Genomic DNA, 18,337 nt, shown 5'->3' on the forward strand with positions numbered 1-18,337 from the left:
GATGCCAGGCGTCAGTCCACCACTTGATCGAGCATGCTCACCACTTCCTGCTCGTTGAGCAGACCCTTGCGCACCAGGTTTTCCGCGAGCAGGGCAAGGAACTTCGCGCTGCGGTGGCCTTCGAGGTGCTTGAGTTCCGTCAGGGCGCTGTACACCTTGCTGGAGGTGCAGAGGCCGGCGGTGCGGTGCGGGTTTTGCGTGGGCATGGTCAATCGTCCTTTTTGTTATTGGGTGGACAGGCTCGATAGTGAGAGGGTTGTGTGACGCAAACATGACAGCGCGAGCCCCGTTCGGGCAAGTAGACATTGGTGTCAATCATGTGTGAATACGCGCCCGGCATTGTCCCCATAGCGACCTTGAAGCGATAAAACCGGACGTCGTCGCAAAAAAAAGGCCCCGCGTAACCGCGAGGCCTGATTCAGGCTGGACGATGCATTATTACCAGCCGTGACGGTAGTAGCCATGGGGCGGGCCATAGTAGTAACCACGCGGTGGGCCGTAATAAACCGGTGCCGGGCGGTAATACACCTGCTGTTGTACATAAACCGGTGGCGGCGGCGCGTAGTAAACCGGCGGCGGTGCGGCGTAGACAGGCTGGGGCTGCACATACACCGGTTGCTGCACATAGACTTCACGGGGTTGGCTGGCAACCACGGAGCCCACCACGGCGGCGCCGACCAACGCACCCAAGGCGGCCGGACCAGCCCATCCACCACCGTGGGCGGAAGCTTGGCCTGCCATAGCGAGTGCACCCACCAGCAGGGCGATCTTGGGGATTGTACGAATCATGGTCATTCCTCGGTTAGCCCCAGCGCTCGTGTCCTGCCTTCAATGGACTCAAGTCATGTCGCGGGGATACTTTTAAGACAACGTATTTCTAAAAAACAGCACGGCCGCTAGGTAAAGGTTGTGTAAGGTCTGTACCGATTTGCTTACTCAAAGGAGTTTTCCATGCAGATGCACCCCAACAAGGACACCCAGCTGTGCATGTCACTGTCGGCGCGCCCCGGTAATTTCGGCTTGCGATTTCATAACCATCTGTACGAACAGTTGGGTCTGAATTTCTACTATAAGGCCTTCAGCAGCCAGGATTTGCCCGGCGCGATCAGCGGCATTCGGGCGCTGGGCATCCGCGGATGCGGTGTGTCCATGCCATTCAAGGAGGCGGCCATTGCCTTGGTGGACGAACTCGACGATTCGGTTCAAGCCATTGATTCGTTGAACACCATCGTCAACACCAACGGCCATCTCAAGGCTTACAACACCGACTACATCGCCGTCGAACAACTGCTGAAAAAGCACGCGGTTCCACAGGATTCGACCTTCGCCCTGCGCGGCAGCGGCGGCATGGCCAAGGCCGTGGCGAGTGCTTTGCGTGACGGTGGCTATGCCAACGGTGTGATCGTGGCACGTAATGAGAGGGCGGGGCGAGCACTGGCCCATCACCTGGGGTATGCCTGGCAGGCAGATATGGCCGACCTTCGCCCGGACATGCTGATCAACGTTACCCCCATCGGCATGACTGGCGGCGCTGAGGCGGATGCGTTGGCGTTTGACGCAGACATTGTCGAGACTGCGCGGACTGTCTTCGATGTGGTGGCGATTCCAGCCGAAACACCCTTGATCGTGCATGCACGAAGCCAAGGCAAACAGGTGATTACCGGGTTGGAGGTGATCGCCATTCAGGCGCTGGAACAGTTCGTGCTCTATACCGGTGTGCGGCCTACCCAGGAACAGTTCGAAAAAGCCGTGGCGTTTGCCCGTCTCTAAAGCTCGATCAGGCGATGAGGGTATTGACCGACTCACCGCCATCAGGAACCATCCCCCGACTCAACTTTTACGGGGTCAAGCCTGTTCCAACTGCGTCAAGCGTTCTTCCAGCGCGGCGATTCGCGCTTCCAGCTCTTCGATACGTTCGGCTGACACCCCGGCGGCGCCACGCTCCACCGGGGTGCCGCGCGCGGAGATAATCGCTTCGATATCCGCCGCGTCACCCAGCGCATGGGTGTAACGGTCTTCCCGCTGCCCCGCCTGGCGCGGCACCAGTACCGCCAGCCCGCGCGCTATGAGACGTTCGAGCTGGTGCACGACCTGTTCGGCGTCCTCGAAATCGTGCATGCGCCCGCTGCGGGTCAGCAACTCACTCACCGTCTGCGGGCCGCGCAGGAACAGCAGCCCGATCAGAATCACCTGGGCCGGCACCAGTTCCAGCGCCTTGTCCACCCGGTGCTCCCAGCGGTCGGCACGGCTGCCCATCACCAGGCGGGTAAAACCCTGGCCTTCCAGCGCACGCAGGCTCTGGCCCACCTGACCCTGGCTGAGGTTCATCACCGGTTCGCGGCTGGTTTTCTGGTTGCAGGCCAGTACCAGGGCGTTAAGGGTCAGCGGGTAGGTTTCCGGGTTGGTCGCCTGTTTCTCGATCAGGCAGCCCAGGACGCGTATTTCCGTGCTGTTCAGGCGCGGCTCGGGGGTATCGGTGTCGTGCTCGGCGGTCATCGCGCGTTCCCTATGCAGTGAAGGCCATTAGCCTATCCCTGAAAAAATAAAAGACAAGCAGCGGGCATGGCTATAATCGCCGCTGGTTGCAACCCTGCCATTACCGATGAGACTGCCATGACTATTTCCCTGTACGCCGCCTCCGTCCCTGTGTTCAAGCAAATGCTCAACGCCCTGAGCGATGTGCTGAACAAGGCCGAAGCCCACGCTGCTGCCAAGAACATCGAGCCCAATGCCTTGCTGCAGGCGCGTCTGTTTCCCGATATGTTCCCACTGGTGCGCCAGGTGCAGATCGCCGTTGACTTCGCCAAGGGCGTTTCCGCGCGCCTGGCCGAGATCGAAGTGCCTAAATATGACGACAGCGAAGTGACCTTCGCCGACCTGCAGGCGCTGATCGCCAAGGTGCTGGCCTTTATCGACACCCTCAAGCCCGAGCAGATCGACGGCAAGGAAGGCATCGAAATCGTCACCCGCCCAGGTACACCTAAAGAGAAGCGCTTCAGCGGCCAGTCCTACCTGCTGACCTACGGCCTGCCGCAGTTCTTCTTCCACGTCACCACCGCGTACGCGTTGCTGCGTCACAACGGTGTGGAAGTGGGCAAGCGCGATTACATGGGCGCCTTCTAAGCCCAAGGGTCAAAAAAAGCAGCCCGGTGCCGTTCCTCGTTGAACGGCACCGGGCTTTTTAATGGGCGGCCGTTGTGAATTCCTGCGTCTTGTCGCTAAAAGTCACACAGGCGTGTGAACCAGAGCTTGCTGCAGCGGCACTCACGAGGCGATGAGGCATATGCCCCGTCCCCCTGTTCCCTTGAGTGCATGAGAGGCCTAGATGATCACAACGCCCAACCCGTCGACTGTTGAATCGCGTTTTTTTCCGTCGGGCATGTCCTCGCCCGTGCTGGACAGTCAGGACGTCTCTTCAGCTTTACCCGCCCCGATCACCCGACCCCGGCGAGAGGTGTCCGACGCCACGACAGCGGTGGGTCAAACCCTGTCCCCTGAAGCCGACGAAGCACGCGCTGAACAAGCGAAGAGCGCCGAAAAAACTGCCGCGGGCAATCGACGTGATCTCGATAAGCTATTGAATTCATTACAATTATTGTACATAAGGGCGCCTAAGGTCTTGGATGGAGAGGCGGCCAGGCATGCCCACCGCTACCCGGGGTGGCGATCTTACGACCGTGCCGAAGGGTTTATTAACTATCTGGACCGGCAATGGATCCAGCTGGACCCTGATTCGGACTTTCAACTCGATGGTGAGCCAAAGGCCGGGCAGAGGGTAAAGCTTTTAGACTTCATCGACGGCCTTGGCTGGGAACGACCTACCACGATGTTCGAGGTACAGAATATGGCCATGGCCGTGTTTCGCCTGCTTCGGGCATCGCCCCCGCCGCCATTCGGTGACCTGGGGGGTGGGTTGTCCTGGCCGATTCCTCTCGATCAAACCACTCAGCAGGCCATTTACAAGGCTTCTTGCTCAGAAGCCGAGGGTCTGTATAAAACCGGTGGGCTGCCATCGTCGAATAACGCCGCTGTGCAGATGCTTCAACGCTATCACTGGTCGGATGCCGATCTGAAAGACCCGCGTGCCGCGCTGTTGAAAATGATAAACACACCGGCCGCGCAAGCTGCAGGCGAGCAGATGCGCGCCCGGTTCGACGGGGCAGGCAGTGCTGAGGACTGGCTGCTCACATTGCTTCAGGTGGGCGCCAATGGCCATTCGGTGATGCACCCAAACGAAAAAAATAAGCTGGCCGGCTACGATCTGTCGCAGCGCGACAACTGGGGCAAACCCCTGTCGTCGGTGGTGAAGGGCCTCACTGACCATCTGGCGCTGACCTACGGCCGAAACGCCCCGGTGGTTGCACACTTGTTGTTGTCGCACCACGCCCCGGAATTGCTGGTCAAGGACGTGCCGGATACGGTGACGTATGGTTCGCCGGCATGGGTCGGCCTCAAGACTATCGTAGCCAAGGCCAATTTCCATACGCCGGGGGCGGCAGCAGGCCAGACTTACAAGCTGTTGGTCGAGAACGACCTCGAACCTGTTTCCAACGCCGAAAAAGACGTTGAAGCGTTGGCGGGGCGGGAGGGGTTGATCCATTGGGCCGTGGCGGACGGTGCCATCGACAAACGCGATGACAACAATTATACGGACGAAGAGCTCGAAAAGGCCCGCGCGCGCTCCAGCGAACGCTTCGACACCCTGAAAAAAGCCTCGCACGCGCAGCGCGCTCCCTTAGTGCCCCTCAAGGAAAAGGCGCTCGAGATCCTCAAAGAGCGTTTTTCGGGGACATTCGGTCATGTCGATTTTGAAGCCAAGGTACTGATGCCCACCCAGAATCATCAGGACTTGCGAGGCCCTTATTCAATTCTGGACATTTACATGAGCCCCCAAAAGCATGTCCGCTGGTATTCCACCGACCCGGCCGTGCCCTTTGACGATATGTTCGAAACATTCCGGCGCATTCCCCCGATTAACCAGGATTTTGAAAAAAACATCACCGATTATCAGGACGCCCTTACGAACGCCCTGGGCGTCACCGTCAAGCACTTAATGTCGCTGTTGCCTGCGCAAGATAGAGAGGCCTTGGAGTATGGCGAGCTGAGCGTCTATGCAGAAGAAACCACCACTCGCAGCAGTCAGCACTCGGGAAGGCACCGAGGCCCCGTTACGACGGTCGCGGCGCAACCCGCCGATAGCCGTTCGTTATTGTTCAAGACGAAGTACGGGGCAGCCACGACGGTCTATGAAATTAACCCTCAGCAGGGTTCTATCCGTAAACGGCCCGATTTGTCGGATGACCTGAAGCCTGGCCTGCGAGGTGAATGGTCGAGCCCCTCGAGTTCGCGTGTCGGGCTTTCCGTCAAGACAACGCACACCCGCCCTTCGATTCGTGAAGTGCTGGCGGACAGCACCGAGGAACAGCAGAAGCGAAGTGCAAGGGTTAAGGCTCCTGGGGCGCTGCAAACCTTCACGTCTGCAAGGACCCAGTACATTGCCGATACGGTGTTGAACAATATTTTCAAACCGGGGGAGCGCGAGGCGTTCGCCAAGAACGCCAGGGGCATCACCACCTTCGATACCGAAGTCACTGTGTTTGAAGAAATACAGGCGGTGACCCGTACGTTGGTACCTTTTGCATCAGCCATTGATAGGTTTCAAAAGGGCAAGGTGGGCGAGGGGCTTGGGTTCCTGGCGCTTGATGTGTTGGGTTTTGTGGCGGGAGGCGTGTTCGCGGGCGTTAAAATCGCGAAGCTGGGCCCTGGGCTGGCGGGCAGGGCGGGCGGCATCGTGACACGGGCGGTGATCAGCGCTGCCAACCCGTTTGCCGGAGGAAAAGCCATCGTTTCCAGAAGCCTGCCTTGGTGGCAATCGGCATGGGGTAAAGGCACCTCCGCCTGGCGCGCCGTTTCGGCGAATCGCGGCGTGGACCGGGCCCACCGGGATACAACGGTGGGGCTCAGCACCGGCACGTACACCATTCCCGGTGGTAACTCAGCGCGGATCACGGCTCAACTGGATGACGTTACCGGGAAATGGTACGGCTATGATCGAACAACTCGTACGCGGTTTGGGGTACCGCTTGTAGGCTTCAGTCCTGATAGCGCCAGTGCCTGATTCTTTCCAGGCCGACGCCGGACCGCCGCCCTGGGACGGACCTTGAACAGACCGCCCCGGGGATAGTTGATGGACGGCAGGCCGGTTATCTTTGTTTGTCCAGACAGGCAGCCGCGGTGAACAGCACATCGGTGGACGAATTCAGCGCGGTCTCCGCCGAATCCTGCAGCACACCGATGATGAAACCTACGGCCACCACCTGCATGGCGATCTCACTCGGAATGCCGAACAGGCTGCACGCCAGGGGGATCAGCAACAAAGAACCGCCGGCCACGCCCGAGGCGCCGCAGGCGCAAATAGCCGCGACCACACTGAGCAACACGGCGGTCGGCAGGTCGACACTGATGCCCAGGGTGTGCACGGCGGCCAGGGTCAGCACGGTGATGGTAATCGCGGCGCCGGCCATGTTGATGGTGGCGCCCAGCGGGATCGACACCGAGTAGGTGTCTTCATGCAGGCCCAGCCGCTCGCTCAGCGCGAGGTTGACCGGGATGTTCGCCGCCGAGCTGCGGGTGAAGAATGCGGTGATGCCGCTTTCGCGCAGGCACAGCAGCACCAGCGGATACGGATTGCGCCGCAGCTTCCAGAACACGATGGCCGGGTTGATCACCAGCGCCACAAACAGCATGCAGCCGATCAGCACCATCAGCAGGTGCGCGTAGCCGAGCAGGGCACCGAAACCGGAGGTGGCCAGGGTCGAGGCCACCAGGCCGAAGATACCCAGCGGGGCGAAGCGAATCACCACGCGCACGATCAACGTCACGCCGTTGGAGAGGTCATCGAGCACGGTGCGGGTGGTTTCGCCGGCATGCCGGATGGCCACGCCCATGCCGATGGCCCAGGCCAGGATGCCGATGAAGTTGGCGTTCATCAGCGCACTCACCGGGTTGTCCACCACGCTCAACAGCAGGCTTTGCAGCACTTCGCCGATGCCGCCGGGTGCGCTCACGGTGGCGTCATGGGTGGCGAGCACCAACGATGACGGGAACCACATGCTGGCAATCACCGCGACCACGGCAGCAGCAAACGTGCCCAGCAAATACAGGAACAGGATCGGCTTGATATGGGTTTCCTGGCCGTGCTTGTGGTTGGCAATCGAGGCCATCACCAGCACAAACACCAGGATCGGCGCCACGGCCTTGAGCGCAGTCACAAACACTTTGCCGATAAACCCGGTGGCTTTGGCCGCCTCCGGCAGCAGCAAAGCCAGGAGAATGCCGGCGATCAAACCGATGACGATTTGCGTGACCAGGCTGACGCGGGTCAGGCGTTGAAGAAGGGAAGGGGCAGCAGTCATAAGCAGGTTGTCTCTGGTTTTTTTAAGTGCGCAGCCCAGCAATCAGAAAGGGCTGTAGGAAGCAGGTCGCGGAGTCTAGCATGCCGTGGCCCGCGCTCCGGCGGCTGTGGCATCGGGTCGCCGGGGTTCGCCTGGGCCGTCAGGGCAGGGCGGTAAACAATTCGCGCCGTGCGCCTTCGGTAATCGCCACGATGCCGGGGTGCTTGACCTTGCGCTCCACCGAGATGGCGTAGAACGACTCGGTGACTGCGTCGGTCTGGCCAATCAGCGCTACGCCGTACTGGCGCACCACCTCGTCGGCAATCACGCTGGGGGCGATGAAAATCCCGCTGCCGGACTGACCAAACGCCTGCATCAAGGCGCTGTCGTCGAACTCGCCGATGATCTTCGGCTGGATCTGCTGCTCGGCGAACCAGCGCTGCAAGCGGCTGCGGACCACGGTTTCCGCGCCGGGGATGAGCAGCGGTGCGCCGTGCAGGCAGTGTGGGAATGTTCCGGCGTGCCGATCGGCCAATTCCTGGGTGGCGAAGAAACTGATGCCGCATTCTCCCAGTTTCTGGCTGTAGCCTTTGATATCCAGATGCGTGGGCATGGGGCTGTCGGAAATCACCAGGTCCAGGCGCTGGATCGCCAGGTCCGCCAGCAGCCGTTCGAGCTTGTCCTCGCGGCAAGTAATGCGCAGCGGCTCGCTCAATTCCATGGTGGGTGCGATCAGCCGGTAGACGATGGACTTGGGCACCACATCCGCCACCCCGACGCGGAACACAATCTGCTGCTCCTTGGGCTGCGCGCGCAGCATGGCCTCCAGTTCATTGCCGGTCTGAAACATCTGCTCGGCGTAGGGCAACGCCTGGCGGCCGGCCTCGGTCAGTTCGAGCTGACGGCCGACCCGCTGAAACAGCGCGATACCGAAGGTTTGCTCGAGCAGGCTGAGCTGGCCGCTGATGGTCTGCGGCGTCAGGTTCAGCTGCTCGCAGGCGCGCACGATGCTGCCGGTCTTGGCCACAACCCAGAAGTAGTGCAGTTGTCGGTAATTGAGCATGGTCAGCCGTCACTTCGTAAAAGTCGAAGTATATGCCAGAAAAATACGAATTTTCCTGAACTGTTCGTCTGCATAGAATGCGTCGCTATCGCGGGGCCACTAGTAGAGCCTCAATGTTCTAACGAGGGATACAGCATGACACTCAAATCTTTCGGCGCGGCCTCGTTGCTTGCGCTTTCATTGGTGGTGGTCAGCGGTTGTGATCAGGTCGAAAAAAGCGCGCAGCAAGTGATCGGCAAGGCCTCGGAATCGGCCAAGCAGGCAATTGATGACACCCAGAAAGCCGCCGAGCAGGCGCTGAGTGAAGCCACCCAAGGCCTGATCACCCCTCGCCAGAAGGACGATCAGGCCGATAAAGAGGCTGAATCGAACAATCAAGAAACTTAATTCTCCAGCACACCACCAGGACTGACCTATGGATTACCTTGTACAACTGGCCGCCAGCCCCACCGCGTGGATTGCCCTGGCGACTCTGATCGTGATGGAAATCGTGCTGGGCATCGATAACCTGATCTTTATTTCGATCCTCACCAATAAATTGCCGGAAAAACACCGGGCCAAGGCGCGGCGCATCGGCATCAGCATGGCGCTGGTCCTGCGCCTGGGCCTATTGAGCACCATCGCCTTCATCGTGCAGCTCACCGCGCCGGTGTTCGAAGTATTCGGCCAGGCGTTCTCCTGGAAGGACATGATCCTGATCGCCGGTGGCCTGTTCCTGGTGTGGAAGGCCACCACCGAGATCCATCACAGCATGGACCCTGAGCCCGAAGAGAAAGAGAGCACCAGTAACGCCGTGAGCATCGGCTTTGCCGCGGCCATCGGGCAGATCCTGTTGCTGGACCTGGTGTTTTCCATCGACAGCATCATCACGGCCGTGGGCATGACCGAGCACTTGCCGATCATGATCATTGCCGTGGTGACCTCGGTGATTGTGATGCTGGTCGCGGCCGAACCGCTGGCCAAGTTCATCAACGACAACCCGACCGTGGTGATGCTGGCCCTGGGCTTCCTGATCATGATCGGCATGACCCTGATCGCCGAAGGCTTTGGCGCCCATGTGCCCAAAGGCTACGTGTACGCGGCCATGGCATTCTCGGCGGCCATTGAGTGCCTGAACATCGCCCGGCGCAACCGCCACAAGCGTTTGCTCGCCGCGCGCCGGTAAACCCTGAAACAAACCGGCCGGCTGCGCTCATAAGAGCCCAGCCGGCCTTTTGCTGTCTGCTAGAATCGGCGCACTTGATAGCTTGAGGTCCAGCATGAACGAGCCGATTCGCCTTACCCAGTACAGCCACGGCGCGGGTTGTGGCTGCAAGATTTCGCCCCAGGTTTTGGAAGTGATCCTCGCCGGCAGCGGCGCACAGAACCTCGACCCCAACCTGTGGGTGGGCAATGCCTCGCGGGACGACGCGGCGGTGTATGCCATCGACGACGAGCGCGGCGTGGTCTCCACTACCGACTTTTTCATGCCGATCGTCGATGATCCCTTCGATTTCGGCCGGATTGCCGCCACAAACGCCATCAGCGACATCTACGCCATGGGCGGCGATCCATTGATGGCCATTGCGATCCTGGGCTGGCCGGTAAATGTGCTGGCACCGGAAGTGGCCCGTGAAGTCATCCGCGGCGGCCGCTCGGTGTGCGATGCAGCGGGCATCCCCTTGGCGGGCGGGCATTCGATTGACGCGCCGGAGCCTATTTTCGGCCTGGCCGTGACCGGTATCGTGCAAAAGCGCCATATGAAGCGCAACGATACCGCCACCGCCGGCTGCAAGCTCTACCTGACCAAACCCCTGGGCATCGGCATCCTTACCACCGCCGAGAAGAAGGGCAAGTTGCGCGAGGCCGACATTGGCCTGGCTCGCGACTGGATGTGTACCCTCAACAAGCCCGGCAGTCGCTTCGGTAAATTGGCCGGCGTCACGGCCATGACCGATGTCACCGGTTTCGGTCTGCTGGGGCATCTGGTGGAAATGGCGGACGGCAGCGGCCTGACGGCACGCATCGAATACGCCAAGGTCCCACGCCTGCCGGGGATTGAGGACTACCTTGAGCAGGGCTGTATGCCCGGCGGCACTTTGCGCAATTTCGACAGCTACGCCAGCAAGCTCGGGCGTCTGCAGGAATTGCACAAGCGCGTGCTGTGCGACCCGCAGACCAGCGGCGGCCTGCTGATCGCGGTCACCCCTGAAGGCGACGCCCAATTCCACGCCGTGGCCGCTGAACTGGGCCTGAGCCTGGCGCCCATCGGTGAACTGGTCGAGCGACAGACCCACGCGGTAGAGGTGGCTTGATGGCAACTGACGTCACCGACTATCGCAGCATTTTCCTCAACGACCGGCCGATGATGGATACCCGTGCGCCGGTCGAGTTCGTCAAAGGCGCCTTCCCCGGCGTGGTCAACCTGCCGCTGATGACCGATGACGAACGCCAGCGTGTCGGCACCTGCTACAAGCAGCAAGGCCAGCAGGCCGCCATTGTCCTGGGGCATGAACTGGTATCCGGCGCGATCAAGGCCGAGCGCATCGAACGCTGGGCACAGTTCGCCCAGGCTCACCCTGATGGCTATCTGTATTGCTTTCGTGGCGGGCTGCGCTCGCAGATCGTGCAACAGTGGCTCATGACGGAGGCCGGTATCGACTACCCCCGCGTCGGCGGCGGCTACAAGGCCATGCGCACGTTTTTGCTCGATACCCTGGAACACGCCACCCAACAGTGTGATTTCGTGCTGCTTGGCGGCATGACCGGCACCGGCAAGACCGAAGTCCTCGGCCACTTGCGCAATGCCCTGGACCTGGAAGGCCACGCCAACCATCGCGGTTCCAGCTTCGGCAAGCGCGCCACGGCGCAACCGTCCAATATCGACTTCGAAAACCGCCTGGCCGTGGACCTGCTGAAAAAACGCGCGGCCGGCATCGAGCAGTTTGTGGTCGAGGACGAAAGCCGCATGATCGGCAGCTGCGCGCTGCCATTGCCATTGCACAAAGGCATGCAGACGTTTCCGATGGTGTGGCTGGAAGACAGCCTTGAAGGGCGCGTCGAACGCATCCTGCGTGATTACGTGGTCGACCTGTGTGCCGAGTTCATCGCCACGTTTGGCGAACAGGGCCAGGCGTTGTTCGGCGAGCGGCTGACCCAGAGCCTGGCCAATATCCACAAGCGCCTGGGCGGCGAACGGTTCCAACGCTTGCAGGTGATCCTGCAGGACGCCCTGGCCGAACAGGCGCGCAGCGGCGCCGTGGACCTGCACCGGGGCTGGATCGAAGGCCTGCTGCGTGAGTACTACGACCCGATGTACGCTTTCCAGCGCGAAAGCAAAGGCGCCCGCATCGAGTTCGCGGGCGAGCAGGGCGCCGTGGTGGAGTATTTGCGCGAGCGGAGTACGCGGCGCGAGTGAGGTCGATACCGGGGCCTATCGCGCTGCGTTGCCTGTGGCAGGGGGCTTGCCCGCGATAGCGCCCTCAGCCCCCCACCGCGTGTTTAAAGCACCACCACCGCAATCAACCCGCACACCACGCCCATCAGCATGGTCAGCCCGGCCACCGTCACCAGCACCCGCGCGTCGAAATCCTTGCGTAGCATCAGCAGCGACGGCAGGCTCACGCTCGGCAACGTCATCAACAAGGCCACGGCCGGGCCGGTGCCCATGCCCAGGGTCATCATGGTTTGTACGATAGGGATCTCGGCCGCCGTAGGAATCACGAACAATGTGCCGACGATCGCCAGCGGCACCAGCCACACCAGGCTGTTGGCCATGGCCCCGTCCACATGAGGGAACAGCCATACCCGCGCGGCACCGAGGATCAGCACGGCCAGGATGTACACCGGAATGGTGCTCCAGAACAACTGCCACAACGTCCGCATCCAGCGGCTGAAAAAGGGTTGGGCTTCGACCTGGCTCACATCGGCCACCGCTTCCAGCGCGGCGTCCGGCACCTGATCGGGGCGGGCGATGCGCTGGGCTACCAGCGACACGCCCACCACCAGCACAATACCCGCCACCAGGCGCAGCGCGGTAAACCCCCAGCCCAGCACAAAGCCCATGAACACCAGGGTCGCCGGGTTCAGCACCGGGTTGGCAATCCAGAACGCCAGCGCCGCGCCCACCGACACTTGTTGCCGGCGCATGCTCGCCGCCACCGGCGCCGCGCAGCAGCTGCACATCATCCCCGGCAAGGCAAACAGCCCGCCGCGTACGGTTGAGCCCAGCCCGGCCCGGCCGAACAGGCGCAGCAACCAGTCACGCGGGATCAGCACTTGCAGCAGCGAACCGAGGATTACCGCCAGGACTGCGGCTTTCCAGATCGCCAGGAAATACACCTGGGCATAGGCCAGCGCGGCCGCCAGGGGCGAGCTTTGCTGATCATTGAGAATCGAGGCGCCGATGCTGTGGTTGTCGGCGGCCACAAACGCCTTCACATAGTAGGGCGACCACTTTACGTAGTAGAGGCCGACACAGGCCACCAGCAGGAACAGCGCCGGTTTCCACCAGAACGACCAGCCCCGGACGGGCTGGGTGGAGAGAAGGTTGGACATGGGGATGATCCGCAGATGAGACGATAGCCGCGCATCATACGCTGTCAGCTGTCGGCGCTCACCTGTGTCGGTTCCGGGCAAGCCTGATCGCCGTCGTTCAGGCCCTGCTGGTAGTTGCGGCTCAACAGCGAAGCCTTGCCGTTGTGCCAGGTCAGCGTCAGCACATAGAGAGTGTCGTAGTCGCTGCCGGACCAATCATCGGTGATGGTGTGTTTCTCGCCCGACGCCTCACTTGCCACCTTGTTGATCAACTCCGGCAGATAGCCATGGGACCAGGCGGTGTAGATGGTGGCGTTGTGGTATTTGTCTTCGACCAACTCATCGGCCAGGTCGCTGGTGTCATTGGCCGAGAAGTTGATGTTGACCGGCAGGCCGAGCTTGATGGCGCTGGGGCTGATGGTCATCAGGGGACGAATGTAGCTGTAGGAATTGTCCCGCTCGCCTTCCTCGACATTGCGCGTTGGGTTGGGAGCGAACACAAAATTGGCCGGGCCGAATTTTTCCGGCAACACGGTAGCCAGGTTCATCGCGCGGTTCAAACCCTGGCAGTTGAGTTGGCCCAGGCCGCCGGCAGGTTTTTCGCCATGGCGCAGGAACACCAGGGTCTGTACGCCGTCCACCGGCTGGGCGCGACTTTGCGGCGCATCGAGGATGGCTAACGTTGCGCCGCTGACCAGCAGCAGCGGCAACATCATGTAGGAATAGCGTTTGAGTCGTTGCACAAGGCGTAAAGGCTTGATCGTCATCAGTAGGTTCGAGTCTTCATGCGTCGCGTTAAGGCGGACAAGCCTGGCCCCAGTGACGCCGTTTGCGTCCTGCGGTGTTCCCTGTCGATATAGCCAGGTGCCTCCATTCACCGTGTGAGCGCTTTTAAGAGTGCAGCGGGGCGCATTGGTTCTCCTCGGCGGGATAATAGCCAGACGATGTTGCGCATTGATGACCCATGCACGACTGCGCGGGGATGACTATCATGGGGGCTTTCCGTCCCTGGGGCCGTCCCGATGAATGCACTTGCCGCTTTCCCGATCAACAGCAAATGGCCTGCCCGGCACCCTGAACGTCTGCAACTATATTCGTTGCCTACGCCCAATGGCGTCAAAGTCTCGATCATGCTCGAAGAGCTGGGCCTGCCGTATGAAGCGCACAAGGTCAGTTTCGAGACCCAGGACCAACTGTCTCCCGAATTTCTGTCCCTGAACCCCAACAACAAGATCCCCGCGATCATCGACCCCAACGGCCCCGGCGGTCAGCCGCTGGCGTTGTTCGAGTCGGGGGCGATCCTGATTTACCTGGCGGAAAAAACCAGCCAGTTGCTCGCCGAAGACCCGGCCACCCGTTATGAAACGATCCAATGGCTGATGTTCCAGATGGGCGGCATCGGGCCGATGTTCGGTCAATTGGGGTTCTTCAACAAATTCGCCGGCAAGGACTACGAAGACAAACGCCCTCGGGACCGCTACGCCGCCGAGTCGCGGCGCTTGTTGCAGGTGCTGGAGAAACGCCTGCTGGGCCGCACCTGGATCATGGGCGACGATTACAGCATCGCCGACATCGCCACCTTCCCCTGGATTCGTAACCTGATCGGCTTTTATGAATCCGGCGATCTGGTCGCAATTGCGGACTTCCCCAACGTCCTGCGTGCGCTCGACGGTTTTGTCGCCCGCCCGGCCGTGATCCGTGGCCTGAATATTCCGAGCTGATCCATGCCGACTTTCGATTTCAAACAACTGGATGTATTCAGCAGCGTATCGCTCAAGGGCAACCCGCTGGCCGTCGTCCTCGGTGCCGACAGCCTCAGCGACCCACAGATGGCCGACTTCGCCAAGTGGACGAACCTCAGTGAAACCACGTTTTTGCTGACTCCGCGCGATCCTCGTGCTGACTACCGGGTGAGGATTTTTACGACGTTGCAGGAGTTGCCCTTCGCCGGTCATCCGACCCTGGGCAGTTGCCAGGCGTGGCTCCAGGCCGGAGGCAGGCCCAGGGGCGAGGAGATTATCCAGGAGTGTGAAATCGGCCTGGTACGTATCCGTCGCCAAGGCGCCGAGCTGGCATTTATTGCGCCGCCATTGTTACGGTCAGGCACCGTGGACGCGGCGCTGCTTGAGCGGGTACGCCTGGGGTTGGGGCTGCCGCCGGACAGCATCGTGCGCAGCCAGTGGGTCGACAATGGCGCAGGGTGGCTTGCGGTCATGCTGGCTGATCGTGACCAGGTCCTGGCGTTGCAGCCGGACTATTCACAGCTATTGGGGTTGGCCGTCGGCGTGATCGCCCCCTGCGACCCGGCGCGCGACGATGTGGACGCGCAGTTCGAGGTGCGTGCCTTTGTCGCAGGCGATGGCGCCCAGGAAGATCCGGCCACCGGCAGCCTGAATGCCGGCGTTGCACAATGGCTGCTCGGCGAAGGGCTTGCGCCGCCGTGCTACATCGTCAGTCAAGGCACGGCCATGGGGCGCGCGGGGCGCATCCGGGTCGAGCGTCAAGGCGATGAAATCTGGGTCGGCGGCGCCGTCGCCGTGTGCATCGAAGGGCGTCTACAGCTCTAGATCAATACATTATTGCGTGCCTCGCAATACACTGTTCGCCCCTCGGCGTTTGTGCTGCCGGGGCCAAGGGGCATAAGCTTTCGCCCCAAAGATTTCTGCCATTTTTTCAGGAAAGCCATGACCAGCCAGTTCCCCCAAGCCCGCCCACGCCGCCTGCGCCGCTCCCCGGAGCTGCGTGGTTTGTTCCAGGAAACCGAATTCACCCTCAACGACCTGGTGCTGCCGATTTTCGTCGAGGAAGAAATCGACGACTTCGTGCCGATCACCAGCATGCCGGGTGTGCAGCGCATCCCTGAGAAGAAACTGGCCGGCGAGATCGAGCGATTTGCCCGTGCCGGGATCAAGTCGGTGATGACCTTCGGCGTGTCCCACCACCTGGACGCCAGCGGCAGCGACACCTGGAAAGAGCGCGGCCTGGTCTCGCGCATGTCCTCGATCATCAAGGACGCTGTGCCGGAAATGGTGGTGATGTCCGACACCTGCTTCTGCGAATACACCGACCACGGCCACTGCGGCGTGATGCACGGTGCCCACGTCGACAACGACGCGACCCTGGTCAACCTCGGCAAACAAGCCGTGGCCGCCGCCCGTGCCGGTGCCGACGTGATTGCACCCTCGGCCGCCATGGACGGTCAGGTCCAGGCCATCCGCCGCGCCCTCGACGACGCCGGCTTCACCCACATCCCGATCATGGCGTACTCCACCAAATTCGCCTCGGCCCTCTACGGCCCATTCCGCGAAGCCGGTGGCAGCGCACTCAAGGGCGACCGCAAAAGCTACCAGATGAACCCCATGAACCGCCGCGAAGCGGTGCGCGAATCGCTGCTCGACGAACAGGAAGGCGCCGACGCGCTGATGGTCAAACCGGCCGGTGCCTACCTCGACATCATCCGCGACATCCGTGAAGCCTCGCGCCTGCCGGTGGCGGCGTATCAGGTGAGCGGTGAATACGCGATGATCAAGTTTGGGGCTCAGGCGGGGGCGATTGATGAGGATCGGGTCGTGCGCGAAACGTTAGGGTCGATCAAACGTGCGGGGGCGGATTTGATTTTTACGTACTTTGCGATGGATTTGGCGTTGGCGGGGATCTGAAGGCAACGCGAAACCTTTGTGGTGAGCAGGCTTGCCCTGCGCTGGGCTGCGTAGCGAGCAGCTCGCTACCGGTGAGTGCGGCCTATCAGCAAGGGCGGTGTTGGTTTATAAGGTCAACTTGAGCGGGTGCGCTTTTTTGCATGTCAGTTACATTCGTATTGGCATGCGTATAAAGCGAAGTGATGGTCTTATTCGTTGTTTATGTAAAAGTGGACATCTTCAATGCCTATTTTTCTAAATCGCATTTTAGAGGCCTCTATAATTTTTTGATTTTCGATGTTTGTATGGTAAATAAGTTGAGCTGCGGCATGTGTTTCAGCTTCGTAAAACCTGCATAACAGTACGTCGGATTGAGATTCCAAGAATGTGCTGATTTTTTCGGCATTAATATGCTTTTCAAATATTGTCATTTTTGACCAGAGATCTTCAATAGCAATTTCTGTCTTTTGGATGATTAAAATGACGTTGTGCGAGCCTTCAAATATTTGGTTGTCTATTTTTTCGGGGTCGCTAGGGAGGTTTTTGATGGTTGAGTAAATATTACTATTTTCATTTTTTTTGAAAATATCTCGATTTTTAAGTTTTTTGATAGCATCTTTTTTAAATAGATACTCTTCTGTTTTTGAATTAAATTCAGCCGTAAGCGCTGAATGCCATTCTCTTTTAATTGACCAGTTTTCTGACAGCTGCTCTATCACCGAACACCATGATCTCCAGACGCTGTCGAAGTTATGGCTTAATAGTGTCGTAGTGGTGAATTTGGCGTCATTTGTTGGGTGTGCACTTTCCCATGGTCTTATTCCGTGCTCATTTATATATACGGTCGTCATTTTATCTCTTGAAGTAAGTGTGTGAATTTTCGCCGATTTTTAACGGTACTTTTATATCGTGCACGGTATTTTTGGTATTGAAATGTGGTCCGTGATTACCTTCGGTATGTCCTAGAGAGTGCTCATGGATTCTAGTGAGGTGGTTTTTCTTCAAGCTGAAGACATACACACGCCCCATGATATGACGATCCTGATCACGGATGAGCTCCCGATATGTATCTATCGGCTGTGTATTTCGAGGTATGCCTCCTATCTCTTTTGCCCTTCTAAAAGCTCCGTTTCTCGACAGATTGGTATCTGAACCTTTGGGAGGCTCTGCATCTTTCTCACTGATCCTGACGTTTTCCGCCGGATCTGCTGCGCGGCTTTTCGGTTTGCATCCATCAGCGCCCGGACACCTACTCAACCCCAAGGGGTCTACCCACCCGGTAGGGTTAGGCACATACCGATACGCATTGATCCCACCCGCTAACTTCACCGGGTCCGGCGTCAAGTAGCGACCAATATCCGGATTGTAGTAGCGATGGCGGTTGTAGTGCAGGCCGCTTTCTTCGTCGAAGTATTGGCCCTGGAAACGCAGTGGGTTGTCGAGTTTGCCTACGTCGAGGCGGGCGATTTCGCCGTAGGCGCGGTAGTGGGCGGACCAGACGATATCGCCCTCGGGGGTGGTGAGTTCCTGGGGTGTACCGAGGTGGTCGAGTTGGTAGTGGTAGGGTTTTGTCTCTTTGGGGCCGAAGCCTTCTAAAAGCGCCAACGGCCGAAAGCTGTCGGGTTCGTAGAGGTAACTGCGATGGCGGTCGGCCTGGTGTTCGGCAATCAGCTTGTCGCCTTGCCAGAAAAACTCTGTCGTTATGCCATCGACTGTCTTACTGATGC

General features: G+C 59.8%; 19 protein-coding genes. 10 read left to right on the forward strand and 9 right to left on the reverse strand.

Features of this window, described 5'->3' with window-relative positions; genetic code table 11:
- Positions 1-11: 11 nt before the first annotated feature.
- Both G7025_RS23370 and G7025_RS23375 read right to left on the reverse strand, forming a co-directional pair.
- A complete protein-coding gene (locus tag G7025_RS23370) occupies positions 12-206 on the reverse strand; it encodes a hypothetical protein (RefSeq protein ID WP_003173044.1) in 195 nt (64 codons plus the stop codon).
- A 232-nt stretch (positions 207-438) separates the two neighbouring features.
- Positions 439-795 (reverse strand): hypothetical protein, encoded by a 357-nt coding sequence (locus tag G7025_RS23375; RefSeq protein WP_181081390.1) that lies wholly within the window; start codon positions 793-795, stop codon positions 439-441.
- Between the two features lie 156 nt (positions 796-951).
- On the opposite strand from G7025_RS23375, the gene G7025_RS23380 reads away from it, so the two are divergent.
- Positions 952-1,770: a shikimate 5-dehydrogenase gene (locus G7025_RS23380; protein ID WP_181081391.1), complete on the forward strand. Its 819-nt coding sequence runs from the start codon at positions 952-954 to the stop codon at positions 1,768-1,770.
- A 75-nt stretch (positions 1,771-1,845) separates the two neighbouring features.
- Here the strand turns inward: G7025_RS23380 and G7025_RS23385 are convergent, their stop codons facing one another.
- Positions 1,846-2,496 (reverse strand): YceH family protein, encoded by a 651-nt coding sequence (locus tag G7025_RS23385; RefSeq protein ID WP_181081392.1) that lies wholly within the window; start codon positions 2,494-2,496, stop codon positions 1,846-1,848.
- Between the two features lie 117 nt (positions 2,497-2,613).
- Between G7025_RS23385 and G7025_RS23390 the strand changes: the two genes are divergently transcribed.
- Complete coding sequence (locus tag G7025_RS23390) at positions 2,614-3,123, forward strand: DUF1993 domain-containing protein (protein WP_181081393.1); 510 nt, start codon at positions 2,614-2,616, stop codon at positions 3,121-3,123.
- Between the two features lie 202 nt (positions 3,124-3,325).
- Positions 3,326-6,118 carry a hypothetical protein gene (locus G7025_RS23395; RefSeq protein WP_181081394.1) on the forward strand — a complete coding sequence of 931 codons (2,793 nt, stop codon included), beginning with the start codon at positions 3,326-3,328 and terminating at the stop codon, positions 6,116-6,118.
- Between the two features lie 85 nt (positions 6,119-6,203).
- On the opposite strand, the gene sstT is transcribed toward G7025_RS23395, so the two are convergent.
- The gene (gene sstT, locus G7025_RS23400) at positions 6,204-7,415 is read right to left on the reverse strand and encodes a serine/threonine transporter SstT (RefSeq protein ID WP_181081395.1); all 1,212 of its coding nucleotides are present in this window, start codon (positions 7,413-7,415) and stop codon (positions 6,204-6,206) included.
- A 139-nt stretch (positions 7,416-7,554) separates the two neighbouring features.
- Positions 7,555-8,457 (reverse strand): transcriptional activator NhaR, encoded by a 903-nt coding sequence (gene nhaR / locus G7025_RS23405; protein ID WP_181081396.1) that lies wholly within the window; start codon positions 8,455-8,457, stop codon positions 7,555-7,557.
- A gap of 135 nt (positions 8,458-8,592) precedes the next feature.
- Between nhaR and G7025_RS23410 the strand changes: the two genes are divergently transcribed.
- From G7025_RS23410 to mnmH, 4 genes are all read left to right on the forward strand, one after another.
- Positions 8,593-8,844: a hypothetical protein gene (locus G7025_RS23410; protein ID WP_181081397.1), complete on the forward strand. Its 252-nt coding sequence runs from the start codon at positions 8,593-8,595 to the stop codon at positions 8,842-8,844.
- A gap of 28 nt (positions 8,845-8,872) precedes the next feature.
- Positions 8,873-9,622, forward strand: a complete 750-nt coding sequence (locus G7025_RS23415) for a TerC family protein (RefSeq protein ID WP_181081398.1) — start codon at positions 8,873-8,875, stop codon at positions 9,620-9,622.
- Between the two features lie 94 nt (positions 9,623-9,716).
- Complete coding sequence (gene selD / locus G7025_RS23420; RefSeq protein WP_181081399.1) at positions 9,717-10,751, forward strand: selenide, water dikinase SelD; 1,035 nt, start codon at positions 9,717-9,719, stop codon at positions 10,749-10,751.
- Positions 10,751-11,854, forward strand: coding sequence for a tRNA 2-selenouridine(34) synthase MnmH (gene mnmH / locus G7025_RS23425; RefSeq protein WP_181081400.1), 1,104 nt, complete (start codon positions 10,751-10,753; stop codon positions 11,852-11,854). The genes selD and mnmH overlap by 1 nt, the downstream gene beginning before the upstream one ends.
- An 83-nt stretch (positions 11,855-11,937) precedes the next feature.
- Here mnmH and G7025_RS23430 read toward each other — a convergent pair whose 3' ends face one another.
- Complete coding sequence (locus G7025_RS23430; protein ID WP_181081401.1) at positions 11,938-12,993, reverse strand: permease; 1,056 nt, start codon at positions 12,991-12,993, stop codon at positions 11,938-11,940.
- Positions 12,994-13,037: 44 nt separating this feature from the next.
- On the reverse strand, positions 13,038-13,739 hold the full coding sequence (locus G7025_RS23435; protein WP_181081402.1) for a histidine phosphatase family protein: 702 nt from the start codon (positions 13,737-13,739) through the stop codon (positions 13,038-13,040).
- A 255-nt stretch (positions 13,740-13,994) separates the two neighbouring features.
- Here G7025_RS23435 and G7025_RS23440 point away from each other — a divergent pair, with 255 nt between their 5' ends.
- The 3 genes from G7025_RS23440 to hemB all read left to right on the forward strand — a co-directional run bounded on the left by G7025_RS23440 (position 13,995) and on the right by hemB (position 16,631).
- Positions 13,995-14,693, forward strand: coding sequence for a glutathione S-transferase N-terminal domain-containing protein (locus G7025_RS23440; protein WP_181081403.1), 699 nt, complete (start codon positions 13,995-13,997; stop codon positions 14,691-14,693).
- 3 nt (positions 14,694-14,696) lie between these two features.
- Positions 14,697-15,539 carry a PhzF family phenazine biosynthesis protein gene (locus G7025_RS23445; RefSeq protein ID WP_181081404.1) on the forward strand — a complete coding sequence of 281 codons (843 nt, stop codon included), beginning with the start codon at positions 14,697-14,699 and terminating at the stop codon, positions 15,537-15,539.
- A 117-nt stretch (positions 15,540-15,656) separates the two neighbouring features.
- A complete protein-coding gene (gene hemB / locus G7025_RS23450; protein ID WP_181081405.1) occupies positions 15,657-16,631 on the forward strand; it encodes a porphobilinogen synthase in 975 nt (324 codons plus the stop codon).
- 188 nt (positions 16,632-16,819) lie between these two features.
- Here hemB and G7025_RS23455 read toward each other — a convergent pair whose 3' ends face one another.
- Together G7025_RS23455 and G7025_RS23460 are read right to left on the reverse strand one after the other, a co-directional pair.
- On the reverse strand, positions 16,820-17,461 hold the full coding sequence (locus G7025_RS23455) for a hypothetical protein (RefSeq protein WP_181081406.1): 642 nt from the start codon (positions 17,459-17,461) through the stop codon (positions 16,820-16,822).
- A gap of 1 nt (position 17,462) precedes the next feature.
- A partial coding sequence (locus tag G7025_RS23460; RefSeq protein WP_181081407.1) for an RHS repeat-associated core domain-containing protein occupies positions 17,463-18,337 on the reverse strand: 875 nt, incomplete at its 5' end.

Source organism: Pseudomonas lurida, from assembly GCF_013522705.1.
Classification (GTDB): Bacteria; Pseudomonadota; Gammaproteobacteria; order Pseudomonadales; family Pseudomonadaceae; genus Aquipseudomonas; species Aquipseudomonas quebecensis.